The organism is Cronobacter muytjensii ATCC 51329, from assembly GCF_001277195.1.
GTDB classification, from domain to species: Bacteria; Pseudomonadota; Gammaproteobacteria; order Enterobacterales; family Enterobacteriaceae; genus Cronobacter; species Cronobacter muytjensii.
Genome location: NZ_CP012268.1, coordinates 3,255,606 through 3,271,847, shown reverse-complemented (window position 1 = coordinate 3,271,847; position 16,242 = coordinate 3,255,606). Strand labels below are relative to the sequence as shown.

Genomic DNA, 16,242 nt, shown 5'->3' with positions numbered 1-16,242 from the left:
TTACACCCCTTCGGCCACATAGCGGGCGATGATATCGCCCATTTCATCGGTGCTGACAGCCTGACCGCCGCGGGCCAGGTCGCCGGTACGCACGCCTTCTTCCAGCGCGCGGTTAATGGCGTGTTCGATAGCCGTCGCCGCGTCATCGGCTTCCAGGCTATAGCGCAGCAGCAGCGAGAGCGACAGGATCTGGGCAATCGGATTAGCAATATTTTTACCGGCGATATCCGGCGCGGAGCCGCCTGCGGGCTCGTACAGGCCGAAGCCCTGCTCGTTAAGGCTGGCGGAAGGCAGCATACCCATCGAGCCTGTGATCATCGCGCACTCGTCAGAGAGAATATCGCCGAACAGGTTGGAGCAGAGCAGCACATCGAATTGCGAGGGATCTTTAATCAGCTGCATGGTGGCGTTGTCGATATACATGTGCGACAGCTCGACATCCGGATACTCTTTGGCGATTTCATTGACGATTTCGCGCCACAGCAAGGACGTTTGCAACACGTTCGCTTTATCAATTGAGGTCACTTTATTGCGGCGCTTGCGCGCGGACTCAAAGGCGATGCGTGCAATGCGTTCAATTTCAAAACGGTGATAAACCTCGGTGTCGAACGCTTTTTCATGCATGCCGCTGCCTTCACGGCCTTTCGGCTGGCCGAAGTAGATGCCGCCGGTCAGCTCGCGCACGCAGAGGATGTCAAAGCCGTTGGCGGCGATATCGGCGCGCAGCGGGCAGAATTCTTCCAGGCCCGGGTAGAGCTTCGCCGGGCGCAGGTTGCTGAACAGCTTGAAGTGTTTACGCAGCGGCAGCAGCGCGCCGCGCTCCGGCTGCTGCGCCGGGGGCAGATTTTCCCACTTCGGGCCGCCGACTGAGCCGAACAGAATGGCGTCGGCCTGTTCGCAGCCTTCTACCGTCGCCTGCGGCAGCGGGTTGCCGTGACGATCGATGGCGATGCCGCCGACGTCATAGTGGCTGGTGGTGATACGCATATCAAAACGGCCACGAACTGCATCCAGTACTTTCAGGGCTTGCGCCATCACTTCCGGGCCAATACCGTCGCCCGGCAAAACTGCAATATGATAATTTTTAGACATCACACGGTTTCCTGGTTGTGTTCTTTATTCTGTGCTTTGCGTTGCAACTCTTTCTCGACTTCGCCGGCGCGCCAGATATTGTTCAGCACGTTGATCATCGCGCGGGCGGAGGACTCGACGATATCGGTGGTCAGGCCCACGCCGTGGAAGTGACGGCCGTTATAGCTGACTACGATATCTACCTGGCCCAGCGCGTTTTTGCCGTGGCCTTTCGCGCCTAACTGGTATTTCACCAGTTCAATGTCGTAATCGGTAATGCGGTTGATGGCCTGATAGACCGCGTCAACCGGGCCGTTACCGTTGGCGGCTTCGGCTTTCACTTCCTCGCCGCAGGCGAGCTTGACGGACGCGGTCGCCATCGCGCTGGAGCCGGACTGCACGCTAAAGTATTCCAGACGGAAATGCTCCGGCTCTTCCTGCTGTTTATTGATAAAGGCCAGCGCTTCCAGATCATAATCAAATACCTGGCCTTTTTTGTCCGCCAGCTTCAGGAAAGCGTCGTACAGGTTATCCAGGTTGTAGTCGCTTTCCTGGTAACCCATCTCCTCCATACGGTGCTTCACGGCGGCGCGGCCGGAGCGGGACGTGAGGTTCAATTGCACCTGATTCAGGCCGATGGATTCCGGCGTCATGATTTCGTAGTTTTCGCGGTTTTTCAGCACGCCGTCCTGATGGATGCCGGAGGAGTGGGCAAACGCACCGGCGCCGACCACCGCTTTGTTCGCCGGGATCGGCATATTGCAGATCTGGCTGACGGTCTGGCTGGTGCGCCAAATCTCCTGATGGTTAATCGTAGTGTGGACGTTGAGCAGATTCTGGCGCAGCTTGATAGCCATAATGACTTCTTCCAGCGCGCAGTTGCCCGCACGCTCGCCAATACCGTTCAGCGTGCCTTCAACCTGACGCGCGCCCGCGTGGACGGCGGCCATGGCGTTGCCGACGGCCATACCCAGATCGTCATGGGTATGCACGGAGATAATGGCTTTGTCGATATTGGGTACGCGCTCATACAGGCCCGTGATGATGTTGCTGAATTCGAAAGGCAGGGTGTAGCCGACGGTGTCCGGGATATTAATAGTGGTGGCGCCCGCGTTGATGGCGGCTTCCACGACGCGCGCCAGATCCTCGATCGGGGTGCGACCAGCGTCTTCGCAGGAGAACTCGACATCGTCGGTATAGTTACGGGCGCGTTTGACCATATAAACGGCGCGTTCGATAACCTCGTCCAGCGTGCTGCGCAGCTTGGTGGCGATATGCATAGGCGAGGTGGCGATAAAGGTGTGAATACGAAACGCCTCGGCCACTTTCAGGGATTCCGCCGCCACGTCGATATCTTTTTCCACGCAGCGGGCCAGCGCGCAGACGCGGCTGTTTTTCACCTGGCGGGCAATCGTCTGTACCGACTCGAAATCGCCTGGCGAGGAGACCGGAAACCCGACTTCCATAACATCGACACGCATACGCTCAAGCGCCAGCGCGATTTGCAGCTTTTCCTTTACGCTCAGGCTCGCCTGCAGCGCCTGCTCACCGTCACGCAACGTGGTATCAAAAATAATGACTTGCTGGCTCATGGTTGGTGTCCTTATTTGTCCTGAGGCGCCTTGCGTGAGCATAAAAAAACCCGCGCAGCGGCGCGGGTTTTCGTATTTCTGATGACCTGACTCAAGCGTTATCGCCGAACGTCGCGCACCAGTCTACCGCGCACTGAAGATGCGTTTAGTAGTAGTAGACCAGCAAAACGAACGATGCGAATCATGACTCACGTCCCGAATAAAAGCGTTAATAGGCTTTTAGTGGTACTGGATAGCGCCGGCCATGTCAACCCCCTGTCCTTAATTCTACAGTTAATGCGCCAGCGCCCCGCAGTAAGCGGATTTAGTGGATTATGCTGGGTAATCGCATTTGTATAAAACATATCTATAAATTAAGCGAGGCGTAAGTATTCATGTATGCGGAGTGCCTCTTTATGGTCATTTTTTGCCGTTCCGATGGCATTAAAATATTCATCAAAACAATTAATTGCGGCGGCGGATAAGTGAGTTTTCTCTTTTAAACAGATTTTCTGAAAACGACGGGTCATCATTTATGAGAAAAGAGAAGAAGTTACTAAAACTTAATTGATAATTCATAAAGTGAATTATTGTTTATTCGTCTTTTTTATGATTTGATCACGCCGTAAAGAGAAAGTCATGATAAACAAAGTCTAAAAGTGTCAGGGGAGTTAGCTTTATTGTCTATTAATGATCTTTTATTGCAAACCAAACGGCTTTTATGAAAATTTGAACCTCCTCTTTTGCCTGAGATTGCTACATGAAAACGGAATTTTTTGGGTAATGCATGCAAAGGGAATAATGTATCAGTGGAGTAAATTATGTCTGGTGATCATATTGATAATTCACCCGTATCTGAGGGGCTGAAGCCTCAATTACGCACGGTCGATCTTAATTTGTTGACGGTTTTTGATGCGGTGATGCAGGAGCAAAATATTACCCGCGCCGCGCATTTGCTGGGCATGTCCCAGCCTGCCGTCAGCAACGCCGTGGCGCGCCTTAAGGTGATGTTTAATGACGAATTATTCGTACGTTACGGGCGCGGCATCCAGCCGACCGTTCGGGCATGCCAGCTGTTCGGATCGATTCGTCAGGCGCTTCAACTGGTGCAAAATGAATTGCCGGGCTCCGGCTTTGAACCGCTCAGCAGCGAAAGGCTGTTTAACCTTTGTGTATGCAGTCCGCTGGATAATCTGCTGACGTCGATTATTTATAACAGCGTAATGAATATCGCGCCCAATATTCATTTAGTATTTAAATCTTCGCTGAATCAGAACATTGAACATCAGTTGCGCTATCAGGAGACGGAATTTGTTATCGGCTATGACGAATTTCGCCGTCCGGAGTTTACCTGCGTTCCGCTATTTAAAGATGAAATGGTGCTGGTGAGCAGCCAAAGTCATCCGCGTAAAGATAACCTGTTACGCGAAAGCGAAGTGTTTAAAGAGCAGCATGCGGTCGTGGCGTTAGATCGCTTTAGTTCTTTTAGCCTGCCGTGGTATGACACCACAGAAAAACAGGCCGCGATTGCTTATCAGGGAATGGCGATGACCAGCGTGCTGAATGTCGTGTCGCGTACCAATCTGGTGACTATCGCCCCGCGCTGGCTGGCGCAGGATTATGAACATACCCTGCAACTGCAAATTATGCCGCTGCCGTTTAAATTAAACAGCCGCACCTGTTATCTCTCCTGGCATGAAGCGGCCGGGCGCGATAAGGGCCATCAATGGATGGAGGAGCTGTTATCCAACGTCTGCCGTCGCTGACGCGCCGTTAAGGCTCATCGGGCGGTCATGACCGCCCGTTTTTCTTTTATTATTGTCTTTTGTAGCATTTTATCCTGCCCTGATTTACCGCCTCGCTGCGCCTCTGTTTATCCTCCTGATTATTTGATTTATCACTGTCAGGAATGAGCCTCACGAAATTTACGGTCATAAGCGCCGCTTATATTCAGCATATCTCTCCGTTTAACCGCTTTTCTTCAGCGGCGCGCAGGAATTTCGCGCGCGGCGCGGCACCCGATTGCTAATTGCCTGCCTCATTTTCAGCGGTTATGTTAGGGAGACGCATAACGATAATTAACGACAGGACATCACACCTGTACCAGTGACCGTGCGGAAAATGACTTCTGCCGTCAGTCCGTAAACAAAAGCCTGGAGGCAAACCATGGAGATGTTGTCTGGAGCCGAGATGGTCGTCCGATCGCTTATCGATCAGGGCGTGAAGCAAGTGTTCGGTTATCCCGGTGGTGCCGTGCTCGACATTTATGACGCGCTGCACACCGTTGGCGGGATTGATCATGTGCTGGTGCGCCATGAACAAGCCGCGGTGCATATGGCGGATGGTCTGGCGCGCGCAACCGGAGAGGTGGGCGTGGTGCTGGTGACCTCCGGCCCTGGCGCCACCAACGCGATTACCGGTATCGCCACGGCTTATATGGACTCCATTCCGCTTGTGGTGCTATCAGGCCAGGTGGCGACCTCGCTGATTGGCTATGACGCTTTTCAGGAGTGCGACATGGTGGGGATCTCCCGCCCGGTGGTGAAACACAGCTTTCTGGTGAAGCAGACCGAAGATATCCCGACGGTGCTGAAAAAAGCGTTCTGGCTCGCCGCGAGCGGCAGACCGGGCCCGGTGGTGGTGGATCTGCCGAAAGATATTCTGAATCCAGCCAAAAAACTGCCTTATGTCTGGCCGGACACCGTCAGCATGCGTTCTTACAACCCGACCACGCAAGGCCACAAAGGGCAGATCAAACGCGCCCTGCAGACTCTTGTCGCCGCGAAAAAACCGGTGATGTACGTGGGCGGCGGCGCTATTACGGCGGCGTGCGAAAACGAACTGCGCGCGGTGGCGGAAAAGCTTAACGTGCCGGTGGTCTCTTCATTAATGGGGCTGGGCGCATTTCCCGGCACGCATCGTCAGGCGCTGGGTATGCTGGGGATGCACGGCACCTTTGAAGCCAACATGACGATGCATAACGCCGATGTGATTTTCGCCGTCGGCGTGCGCTTTGACGACCGCACGACCAACAATCTGGCGAAGTACTGCCCCAACGCGACCGTGCTGCATATTGATATCGACCCGACGTCTATCTCCAAAACCGTGGCGGCGGATGTACCTATTGTCGGCGATGCGCGCCAGGTGCTGAGCCAGATGCTGGAGCTGCTGGGCCAGGAAGAGAGCCAGCAGCCGCTCGACGACCTCCGCGACTGGTGGCAGCATATCGAGCAGTGGCGCGCCCGTCAGTGCCTGAATTACGACCGCGAAAGCGGCAGCATTAAACCGCAGGCGGCTATCGAAACGCTGTATCGTCTGACTAACGGCGACGCTTATGTGACGTCCGATGTCGGCCAGCATCAGATGTTTGCCGCGCTGTATTACACCTTTGATAAACCACGCCGCTGGATAAACTCCGGCGGTCTCGGGACGATGGGCTTTGGCCTGCCGGCGGCGCTCGGCGTGAAGCTGGCGCTGCCGGAAGAGACAGTCGTGTGCGTGACCGGCGACGGCAGTATTCAGATGAATATTCAGGAGCTCTCCACCGCGCTGCAATATGAACTGCCGGTGCTGGTGCTTAACCTGAACAACCGTTATCTGGGCATGGTGAAGCAGTGGCAGGATATGATCTATTCTGGCCGCCACTCGCAGTCTTATATGGAATCGCTACCTGATTTCGTCCGCCTGGCCGAGGCTTACGGGCATGTCGGGATTTCCATTACCCGCCCGGAAGAGCTCGAAAGCAAGCTCAGCGAGGCGCTGGAGCATGTGCGCAATAACCGGCTGGTGTTTGTCGATGTCACCGTGGACGGGACGGAGCACGTCTATCCGATGCAGGTTCGCGGCGGCGGAATGGATGAAATGTGGTTAAGCAAAACGGAGAGAACCTGATTATGCGCCGGATATTATCAGTTTTACTGGAAAACGAATCGGGCTCGTTGTCTCGCGTGATTGGGCTCTTCGCACAGCGTGGCTATAACATTGAAAGCCTGACGGTGGCCCCTACTGACGATCCCACGCTCTCCCGCATGACGATCCAGACGGTCGGCGACGAAAAAGTGCTGGAGCAAATTGAAAAGCAGCTGCATAAGCTGGTGGATGTACTGCGCGTCAGCGAACTGGGGCAGGGCGCGCATGTCGAGCGTGAAATCATGCTGGTGAAAATCCAGGCGAGCGGCTATGGCCGTGAGGAAGTGAAGCGCAGCGCCGAAATTTTCCGTGGGCAGATTATTGATGTTACGCCGTCGCTCTATACCGTGCAGCTCGCGGGCACCAGCGAAAAGCTCGACGCGTTCCTCGCCAGCATTCGCGATGTGGCGAAAATTGTGGAAGTGGCGCGCTCCGGCGTGGTTGGTCTCTCCCGTGGCGAAAAAATTATGCGTTAAGCGTATTGCCTTCTTGTTATGCATCCGCCCGGCGTTCCTGCCGGGCTTTTTTTTGCAGCAGGCGCGACAGGCGCGCGCAAAAGCAGTTGCTCAGGGTACTATTCTGCGCTTAGATGTTAAGGATTTTAACTTATAACCCTTGAAAGGTTATGGAGTAACACTCTTGTTAAGGGGCAAACGTGAAACTGGATGAAATCGCGCGGCTGGCTGGCGTGTCGCGCACCACGGCGAGCTATGTCATTAATGGAAAAGCCCGGCAGTACCGTGTGAGTGATAAAACCGTTGAGAAAGTGATGGCTGTGGTGCGTGAGCATAACTACCACCCGAACGCCGTCGCCGCAGGCCTGCGCGCAGGACGCACGCGCTCCATCGGGCTGGTTATCCCCGATCTTGAAAACACCAGCTATACCCGCATTGCCAACTATCTTGAACGCCAGGCGCGTCAGCGCGGGTATCAGTTACTTATCGCCTGCTCTGAAGATCAGCCGGATAACGAAATGCGCTGCATCGAGCATCTGTTGCAGCGACAGGTCGACGCCATCATCGTTTCCACCTCTTTACCGCCAGAACATCCGTTTTATCAGCGCTGGGCGAACGATGCCTTCCCGATCGTCGCGCTCGACCGCGCGCTGGATCGCGAACACTTTACCAGCGTCGTGGGCGCCGATCAGGACGATGCCGAAATGCTGGCAAGCGAGCTGCGCACATTCCCGGCCGAAACCGTACTTTATCTCGGCGCGCTGCCAGAGCTGTCGGTGAGCTTCCTGCGTGAACAGGGTTTTCGCAGCGCGTGGAAAGACGATCCGCGCGAGGTGCACTTTTTATATGCCAACAGCTACGAGCGTGAAGCCGCCGCCGTGCTGTTTGAAAAATGGCTGGAAACCCACCCAATGCCGCAGGCGCTGTTCACGACTTCATTTGCGCTGTTGCAGGGCGTAATGGACGTGACGCTCAAGCGCGAAGGGCGCCTCCCGTCTGAACTCGCTATCGCCACCTTCGGCGACAATGAACTGCTCGATTTCCTGCAATGTCCGGTACTGGCGGTCGCGCAGCGTCATCGCGATGTGGCGGAACGCGTGCTTGAGCTGGTGCTCGCGAGCCTTGACGAACCCCGCAAACCGCGACCGGGCCTGACCCGAATTCGCCGCAATCTTTACCGACGCGGCAGCCTCAGCCGTCGTTAAGCCGCCAGTGAAAATGGCAAAAAGGCAGCTTTGGCTGCCTTTTCTTTTGATTCGGATAATTCCGGCGCATTTTTACACATCCTGACATGAACGCTGCGCACTGTGCAGAAGAGATGTCTCATCCGGGATTAGTCGTAACCAATCATTTCTTATGTGTAATTTTGTAACTGTTTCTCGCGACGCGGAGGCTGCCGGAAGCAGTTTAGTTTCAGTAAGTTCGCGAATGGCAGATAAAAGCGCGCTAAACCACAGCAGGCGCTGTTAACTCCAGGGCTTTTACCTTAAAATGCCGCTCGCGTCGCAAACTCAACACTTAGTCCTCTTCACCGATCGTATTAAGTGGTTTTTAACGGTCCTGTGTGTATTCGTCATTTTTCTTACAAATATTCATAGCGTTAATTTTGCCTCGTCAGGATGGCAGGGATTTTATTTGCCGCTTTCTCTTTGTCAGCGCCGAATCTTTTGTTGAAGGCGGCCCCGGTGCTGGCTTGACAAGCTTTTCCTCCGCTCCGTAAACTCCGGTGGGTGGGATTTTGTGGGATAAAGTGGTGAAAAAGGGCAGAGCTCAGTGAGGCTTTAATGTTTCGTGGCGCAACGTTGGTTAATCTCGACAGCAAAGGGCGGCTATCCGTTCCGACGCGCTATCGTGATTTACTGCATGACGCCTCGTCCGGCCAGATGGTTTGCACTATCGATATTCACCATCCCTGCCTGTTGCTTTATACCTTGCCCGAATGGGTAATTATCGAACAAAAATTGTCGCGTCTGTCGAGCATGAACCCCGCAGAACGTCGAGTGCAGCGCCTGCTGCTGGGCCATGCCAGCGAATGCCAGATGGACAGCGCGGGCCGTCTTTTATTAGCACCCGTGTTACGGCAACACGCCGGATTGACCAAACAAGTGATGCTGGTCGGGCAGTTCAACAAATTTGAGCTGTGGGACGAAGCGACCTGGCATCAACAGGTCAGGGAAGACATCGACGCTGAGCAGTCATCTTCTGAAGTGTTGTCGGAGCGGCTGCAGGATTTGTCTTTATAAAATATGATGGAAAATTATAAACATACGACGGTGCTCCTTGACGAGGCCGTCAACGGCCTGAATATACGTCCAGACGGCATTTACATTGACGGCACCTTTGGCCGCGGCGGACACTCGCGTCTGATCCTTTCACAGCTGGGCGAACAAGGGCGGTTACTGGCTATCGATCGCGATCCGCAGGCGATTGCGGCGGCCGCTGCCATTGACGATCCGCGCTTCTCCATCATTCACGGTCCTTTCTCCGCGCTGGGCGAGTATGTCCGCGAACGCGAGTTACAGGGCAAAATCGACGGCATCCTTCTTGATCTCGGCGTCTCGTCGCCGCAGCTTGACGATCCTGAACGCGGCTTCTCTTTTATGCGCGATGGCCCGCTGGATATGCGTATGGATCCCACGCGCGGCCAGTCCGCCGCCGAATGGCTGCGTAACGCGGAAGAAGCGGATATCGCCTGGGTGCTGAAAACCTTTGGCGAAGAGCGTTTCGCGAAACGTATCGCGCGCGCCATCGTTGAGCGCAACCGCGAGCTGCCGATGACCCGCACCAAAGAGCTGGCGGAAGTCGTGGCGGCGGCCACACCGGTAAAAGATAAGTTCAAGCACCCCGCCACCCGAACTTTCCAGGCGGTGCGCATCTGGGTGAACAGTGAGCTCGAAGAGATTGAGCAGGCGCTGAAAGGCGCGGTGGCCGTGCTGGCGCCGGGCGGGCGTCTTTCCGTCATCAGTTTTCACTCTCTGGAAGATCGGCTGGTAAAACGCTTTATGCGTGAGCAGAGCCGTGGGCCGCAGGTGCCGGCCGGGCTGCCGATGACCGAAGCGCAGTTGCAAAAGCTTGGCGGTCGCGAACTGCGCGCGCTGGGCAAACTGATGCCGGGCGAGGCCGAAGTCGCTGAGAACCCGCGCGCGCGCAGTTCGGTATTGCGCGTGGCCGAGAGGACAGGCGCATGATAAGCCGGGTGACAGAAACCCTCAGCAAAGTCACCGGATCGCTGACCAGCACCGAACGCCACGCGCTGCCCGCCGTGATCGGCGGCGATCTTCTGCGCTACGGGAAACTGCCGCTCTGTCTGTTTATTGCCATTATCGTGACCGCTATCTTCGTGGTCACGACCGCGCACCATACCCGTTTGCTCACCGCGCAACGTGAGCAGCTGGTGCTGGAGCGCGACGCGCTGGATATTGAATGGCGCAACCTGATCCTTGAAGAAAACGCGCTCGGCGATCACAGCCGGGTTGAACGGATCGCAACGGAAAAGCTGCAAATGCAGCATGTCGATCCCTCGCAGGAAAATATTGTGGTGCAGAAATAAGGACTGACCAGGCGAATGAAAGCAGCAAAGACGCTTAAACCAAAACGTCAGGAAGAACAGGCCAACTTTATCAGTTGGCGTTTTGCGTTGCTTTGCGGCTGCATTTTGTTGGCTCTGGCATTTCTGCTGGCGCGCGTCGCCTGGCTGCAAATCATCGACCCGGATATGCTGGTGCGCCAGGGCGATATGCGTTCGCTGCGCGTGCAAGAGGTGTCTACCGCGCGCGGTATGATAACCGACCGCTCCGGCCGCCCGCTGGCGGTGAGCGTGCCGGTAAAAGCCATCTGGGCGGATCCGAAAGAGCTGCACGATGCGGGCGGCATCACTCTCGATAATCGCTGGAAAGCGCTTTCAGACGCGCTCAAAATTCCGCTCGACCAGCTTTCCGCGCGCGTCAACGCTAACCCGAAAGGCCGCTTTATTTATCTCGCCCGTCAGGTGAACCCGGATATTGGCGATTACATCAAAAAACTTAAGCTGCCAGGCATTCATTTGCGTGAGGAGTCGCGCCGTTACTATCCTTCAGGCGCAGTGACCGCTCACCTCATCGGCTTTACCAACGTCGACAGCCAGGGCATCGAAGGCGTTGAAAAAAGCTTTGATAAATGGCTCACCGGTCAGCCTGGCGAGCGTATCGTGCGTAAAGACCGCTATGGCCGCGTGATTGAGGATATCTCCTCCACAGACAGCCAGGCGGCGCACAACCTGGCGCTCAGTATCGACGAACGCCTGCAGGCGCTGGTCTACCGCGAACTCAACAACGCCGTGGCGTTTAACAAGGCGGAATCCGGCAGCGCCGTGCTGGTGGACGTTAATACCGGCGAAGTGCTGGCGATGGCCAACAGCCCCTCCTATAACCCGAACAACATTACCGGCACGCCGAAAGATGTGATGCGTAACCGCACCATCACCGACGTTTTCGAGCCGGGCTCCACCGTAAAACCGATGGTAGTGATGACGGCGCTGCAGCGCGGCGTGGTGCAGGAAAATACGGTGCTTAACACCGTTCCTTACCGAATTAATGGTCACGAAATCAAAGACGTCGCCCGTTACAGCGAGCTGACGCTTACCGGGGTTCTACAGAAGTCGAGTAACGTCGGGGTTTCCAAGCTGGCGTTAGCGATGCCGTCCTCAGCGTTAGTAGACACTTACTCACGTTTTGGACTCGGCAAGTCCACCAATCTGGGGCTGGTCGGAGAACGCAGTGGCTTATTTCCACAAAAACAACGGTGGTCTGACATAGAGAGGGCCACATTCTCATTCGGCTACGGGCTAATGGTAACGCCGTTACAGTTAGCGCGAGTCTACGCGACGATTGGCAGCTACGGCGTTTACCGCCCGCTGTCTATTACAAAAGTCGACCCACCGGTACCAGGCGAGCGTATCTTCCCGGAATCCATCGTGCGCACCGTGGTGCATATGATGGAAAGCGTGGCGCTGCCGGGCGGTGGCGGCGTGAAGGCGGCTATCAAAGGCTACCGCATTGCGATTAAAACCGGTACGGCGAAGAAAGTCGGGCCGGACGGACGATACATCAACAAATACATTGCTTACACCGCAGGCGTTGCACCTGCCAGCAATCCGCGTTTCGCGCTGGTGGTGGTGATTAACGATCCGCAGGCGGGTAAATACTACGGCGGCGCCGTTTCCGCGCCGGTCTTTGGTGCCATCATGGGGGGCGTTCTGCGCACCATGAACATTGAGCCGGACGCGCTGACAACGGGCGAAAAAAGTGAATTTGTAATTAATCGAGAAGAGGGAACAGGTGGCAGATCGTAATTTGCGCGACCTTCTCGCTCCGTGGGTAGCTGGTCTCCCTGCGCGAGCTCTGCGGGAGATGACCCTGGACAGCCGCGTTGCGGCGGCAGGGGATCTCTTTGTGGCGGTGGTCGGTCATCAGGCGGACGGGCGTCGGTATATCCCGCAGGCGATAGCGCAAGGTGTAGCTGCCATCGTTGCTGAAGCGAAAGGCGAGGCGACGGACGGCGAAGTCCGTGAGATGCACGGCGTGCCGGTTATCTATTTAAGCCAGCTCAACGAACGCCTTTCGGCGCTGGCGGGGCGTTTTTATCACGAGCCGTCTGAACGCCTGCGTCTTATCGGCGTGACGGGCACTAACGGCAAAACCACGACCACGCAACTGTTAGCGCAGTGGAGCCAACTGCTGGGCGAAACCAGCGCCGTGATGGGCACCGTCGGCAACGGCCTGTTGGGTAAAGTGAGCCCGACTGAAAATACAACCGGCTCGGCGGTTGACGTACAGCATGTGCTGTCAGGGCTCGCCGACCAGGGCGCGAGCGTTGCCGCGATGGAGGTCTCCTCCCACGGGCTGGTGCAGCATCGCGTGGCCGCGCTGAAATTCGCCGCCAGCGTGTTTACGAATTTAAGCCGCGATCATCTCGACTATCACGGCGATATGGAGCATTACGAAGCGGCGAAATGGCTGCTGTTTTCCTCGCATCACTATGGCCAGGCGATTATTAATGCCGATGATGAAGTTGGCCGCCGCTGGCTGGCGAAGCTGCCGGATGCGGTAGCGGTGTCGATGGAAAATAACATCAATCCAGGCTGTCATGGACGCTGGCTGCGTGCCGATGCGGTGGAATACCACGACCGCGGCGCGACCCTGCGTTTCAGCTCTTCCTGGGGCGACGGGGAAATCGACAGCCGCCTGATGGGGGCATTCAACGTCAGCAATCTTCTGCTGGCGCTCGCGACGCTGCTGGCGCTGGGCTATCCGCTCGCCGCGCTGCTGGAAAGCGCGCCGCGCCTCCAGCCGGTCAACGGACGCATGGAAGTATTCAGCGCACCGGGCAAACCGACGGTAGTGGTGGATTACGCGCACACGCCGGACGCGCTAGAAAAAGCGTTGCAGGCCGCGCGCCTGCACTGCACGGGCAAGCTCTGGTGCGTCTTCGGCTGCGGCGGCGATCGCGACAAAGGCAAGCGTCCGCTGATGGGGGCGATTGCCGAACAGTTTGCCGACATCGTGGTGGTGACTGACGACAACCCGCGTACGGAAGATCCCAAAGCGATTATCGCCGATATCCTTACCGGCATGCTCGACGCGGGCCGCGCGCGCGTGGTTGAAGGCCGCGCTGAGGCGGTGACGAACGCCATTATGCAGGCGTCGGAAAACGACGTGGTGCTGGTGGCCGGTAAAGGCCACGAAGATTATCAGATTGTCGGCACCCGCCGACTTGATTACTCCGACCGCGTCACCGCGGCGCGTCTGCTGGGAGCAGTGGCATGATTCGCGTATCTCTGAGCCAGCTCGCCGCTGTTCTGAACGGCGAATTGCATGGCGTCGACGCTGATGTCGACGCGGTAACGACCGACACCCGTAAGCTGACGCCGGGCTGTCTGTTTGTGGCGCTGAAGGGCGAGCGCTTCGACGCGCACGATTTCGCCCATCAGGCACAGGAAGGCGGCGCGGGCGCGCTGTTGGTAAGCCGTAAGCTGGATATCGCTCTGCCGCAACTGGTGGTGGCCGATACCCGCCTCGCCTTCGGCGAACTGGCCGCCTGGGTCAGACAGCAAATGCCGGCACGCGTGGTGGCGCTGACCGGCTCTTCCGGCAAGACCTCGGTAAAAGAGATGACCGCCGCCATTCTTGGCGAGTGCGGCAACACGCTCTACACCGCGGGCAACCTGAATAACGATATCGGCGTGCCGATGACGCTGCTGCGCCTCACGCCGGAACATCAGTTCGCGGTGATTGAGCTTGGCGCGAACCATCAGGGCGAAATCGCCTGGACCGTAAGCCTGACGCGCCCTGAAGCGGCGCTGGTAAACAACCTGGCGGCGGCGCATCTGGAAGGTTTCGGCTCGCTCGCCGGTGTGGCGAAAGCGAAAGGCGAAATCTTCACCGGGTTGCCGGAAAACGGCATCGCCATTATGAACGCTGATAACAACGACTGGCTGAACTGGCAGAGCGTGATTGGTAACCGCAAGGTCTGGCGTTTCTCGCCGAACCTCGCTACCAGCGATTTCAGCGCCACCAATATTCATATCACCAGCCACGGCACTGAATTTACGCTGCGTACTCCGACGGGTGACGTTGACGTTCTGCTGCCGTTGCCGGGCCGCCATAACATCGCCAATGCGCTGGCCGCCTCCGCGCTGGCGATGGCCGTGGGCGCGCCGCACCAGGCGATTAAAGCCGGTCTGGCGAAGCTGAAAGCGGTGCCCGGACGTCTGTTCCCGGTGCAACTGGCGGAAAACCAGCTGCTACTGGATGACAGCTATAACGCCAACGTCGGGTCGATGACCGCTGCGGCGCAGGTGCTGTCTGAAATGCCTGGCTATCGCGTGATGGTTGTCGGCGATATGGCGGAACTGGGCGAGGAAGCCGCGGCCTGCCATCAGCAGGTGGGCGAGGCGGCGAAAGCCGCGGGCATCGATAAAGTTCTGAGCGTCGGTACGCTCAGCGAAGCCATCAGCCGCGCCAGCGGCGTGGGCGAACATTTCAGCGATAAGCAGGCCGTGGTTGCACGCCTCAGAACCCTTATCAACGAGCATTCCATCATCACCCTTTTAGTGAAAGGTTCACGTAGTGCTGCCATGGAAGAGGTGGTGCGCGCATTACAGGAGAACGGGACATGTTAGTGTGGCTGGCCGAGTATCTGGTCAAATATTATTCCGGCTTTAACGTCTTTTCATACCTGACGTTTCGCGCCATCGTCAGCCTGCTGACCGCGCTGTTTATTTCGCTCTGGATGGGGCCGCGCCTGATCGCGCATTTACAGAAGCTCTCTTTCGGCCAGGTCGTGCGTAACGACGGCCCGGAGTCGCACTTCAGCAAACGAGGCACGCCGACGATGGGCGGCATCATGATCCTCACCTCTATTGTGGTGTCGGTGTTGCTGTGGGCGTATCCGTCCAACCCGTATGTCTGGTGCGTGCTGTTTGTGCTGGTGGGTTACGGCGCGGTGGGGTTTGTCGACGATTACCGTAAAGTGGTGCGTAAAGATACCAAGGGCCTGATCGCCCGCTGGAAATATTTCTGGATGTCCGTGATTGCGCTGACCGTGGCGTTTGCGCTCTATATCACCGGGAAAGATACGCCCGCGACCGAACTGGTCGTGCCGTTCTTTAAAGATGTCATGCCGCAGCTTGGTCTTTTCTATGTGCTGCTGGCCTATTTCGTGATTGTTGGCACAGGGAACGCAGTGAACCTGACTGATGGCCTGGATGGTCTGGCGATTATGCCGACCGTGCTGGTGGCCGCCGGGTTCGCGCTGGTCGCCTGGGCGACCGGTAACGTCAAGTTCGCGGAGTATCTGCATATCCCGTATCTGCGCCACGCGGGCGAGCTGGTGATTGTCTGCACGGCGATTGTCGGCGCGGGGCTTGGCTTTTTGTGGTTTAACACCTATCCGGCTCAGGTTTTCATGGGCGATGTCGGCTCGCTGGCGCTCGGCGGCGCGCTCGGCATTATCGCCGTGCTGCTGCGTCAGGAATTCCTGCTGGTGATCATGGGCGGCGTCTTTGTGGTGGAAACCCTGTCGGTCATCCTGCAGGTCGGCTCCTTCAAGTTACGTGGTCAGCGCATTTTCCGTATGGCGCCGATTCATCACCATTATGAACTGAAAGGCTGGCCGGAGCCGCGCGTCATTGTGCGCTTCTGGGTTATCTCGCTGATGCTGGTGCTGATTGGCCTGGCTACGCTTAAGGTGCGTTAATC

At 56.8% G+C, this 16,242-nt stretch carries 14 protein-coding genes; 11 read left to right on the top strand and 3 right to left on the bottom strand.

Features of this window, described 5'->3' with window-relative positions; translation table 11 throughout:
* The 3 genes from leuB to leuL all read right to left on the bottom strand — a co-directional run bounded on the left by leuB (window position 1) and on the right by leuL (window position 2,848).
* On the bottom strand, window positions 1-1,092 hold the full coding sequence (gene leuB, locus AFK63_RS15045) for a 3-isopropylmalate dehydrogenase (protein ID WP_053531581.1): 1,092 nt from the start codon (window positions 1,090-1,092) through the stop codon (window positions 1-3).
* Entirely contained in the window at window positions 1,092-2,663 is a 1,572-nt protein-coding gene (gene leuA, locus AFK63_RS15040; RefSeq protein ID WP_038864884.1) for a 2-isopropylmalate synthase, read from the bottom strand. Before leuA ends, leuB begins: the two co-directional genes overlap by 1 nt.
* A gap of 98 nt (window positions 2,664-2,761) precedes the next feature.
* Window positions 2,762-2,848 carry a leu operon leader peptide gene (gene leuL / locus AFK63_RS21800; protein WP_108695679.1) on the bottom strand — a complete coding sequence of 29 codons (87 nt, stop codon included), beginning with the start codon at window positions 2,846-2,848 and terminating at the stop codon, window positions 2,762-2,764.
* Between the two features lie 615 nt (window positions 2,849-3,463).
* Between leuL and leuO the strand changes: the two genes are divergently transcribed.
* From leuO to mraY, 11 genes are all read left to right on the top strand, one after another.
* Entirely contained in the window at window positions 3,464-4,408 is a 945-nt protein-coding gene (gene leuO / locus AFK63_RS15035; protein WP_038864881.1) for a transcriptional regulator LeuO, read from the top strand.
* A 400-nt stretch (window positions 4,409-4,808) separates the two neighbouring features.
* On the top strand, window positions 4,809-6,533 hold the full coding sequence (gene ilvI, locus AFK63_RS15030) for an acetolactate synthase 3 large subunit (RefSeq protein WP_038864878.1): 1,725 nt from the start codon (window positions 4,809-4,811) through the stop codon (window positions 6,531-6,533).
* A 2-nt stretch (window positions 6,534-6,535) separates the two neighbouring features.
* Window positions 6,536-7,027 carry an acetolactate synthase small subunit gene (gene ilvN / locus AFK63_RS15025; RefSeq protein ID WP_004386411.1) on the top strand — a complete coding sequence of 164 codons (492 nt, stop codon included), beginning with the start codon at window positions 6,536-6,538 and terminating at the stop codon, window positions 7,025-7,027.
* Between the two features lie 179 nt (window positions 7,028-7,206).
* Window positions 7,207-8,211 carry a catabolite repressor/activator gene (gene cra, locus AFK63_RS15020; RefSeq protein ID WP_038864875.1) on the top strand — a complete coding sequence of 335 codons (1,005 nt, stop codon included), beginning with the start codon at window positions 7,207-7,209 and terminating at the stop codon, window positions 8,209-8,211.
* Between the two features lie 579 nt (window positions 8,212-8,790).
* Entirely contained in the window at window positions 8,791-9,249 is a 459-nt protein-coding gene (gene mraZ, locus AFK63_RS15015; RefSeq protein ID WP_038864871.1) for a division/cell wall cluster transcriptional repressor MraZ, read from the top strand.
* 3 nt (window positions 9,250-9,252) lie between these two features.
* The gene (gene rsmH, locus AFK63_RS15010) at window positions 9,253-10,194 is read left to right on the top strand and encodes a 16S rRNA (cytosine(1402)-N(4))-methyltransferase RsmH (protein ID WP_038864868.1); all 942 of its coding nucleotides are present in this window, start codon (window positions 9,253-9,255) and stop codon (window positions 10,192-10,194) included.
* Entirely contained in the window at window positions 10,191-10,556 is a 366-nt protein-coding gene (gene ftsL, locus AFK63_RS15005) for a cell division protein FtsL (protein ID WP_038864865.1), read from the top strand. The genes rsmH and ftsL overlap by 4 nt, the downstream gene beginning before the upstream one ends.
* Window positions 10,557-10,571: 15 nt before the next feature.
* On the top strand, window positions 10,572-12,335 hold the full coding sequence (locus AFK63_RS15000) for a peptidoglycan glycosyltransferase FtsI (RefSeq protein WP_038864862.1): 1,764 nt from the start codon (window positions 10,572-10,574) through the stop codon (window positions 12,333-12,335).
* Window positions 12,322-13,809 (top strand): UDP-N-acetylmuramoyl-L-alanyl-D-glutamate--2,6-diaminopimelate ligase, encoded by a 1,488-nt coding sequence (gene murE, locus AFK63_RS14995; RefSeq protein WP_038864860.1) that lies wholly within the window; start codon window positions 12,322-12,324, stop codon window positions 13,807-13,809. The genes AFK63_RS15000 and murE overlap by 14 nt, the downstream gene beginning before the upstream one ends.
* Window positions 13,806-15,164 (top strand): UDP-N-acetylmuramoyl-tripeptide--D-alanyl-D-alanine ligase, encoded by a 1,359-nt coding sequence (murF, locus tag AFK63_RS14990; protein WP_038864858.1) that lies wholly within the window; start codon window positions 13,806-13,808, stop codon window positions 15,162-15,164. The genes murE and murF overlap by 4 nt, the downstream gene beginning before the upstream one ends.
* On the top strand, window positions 15,158-16,240 hold the full coding sequence (gene mraY, locus AFK63_RS14985; protein ID WP_007709802.1) for a phospho-N-acetylmuramoyl-pentapeptide-transferase: 1,083 nt from the start codon (window positions 15,158-15,160) through the stop codon (window positions 16,238-16,240). The genes murF and mraY overlap by 7 nt, the downstream gene beginning before the upstream one ends.
* Window positions 16,241-16,242: the final 2 nt, after the last annotated feature.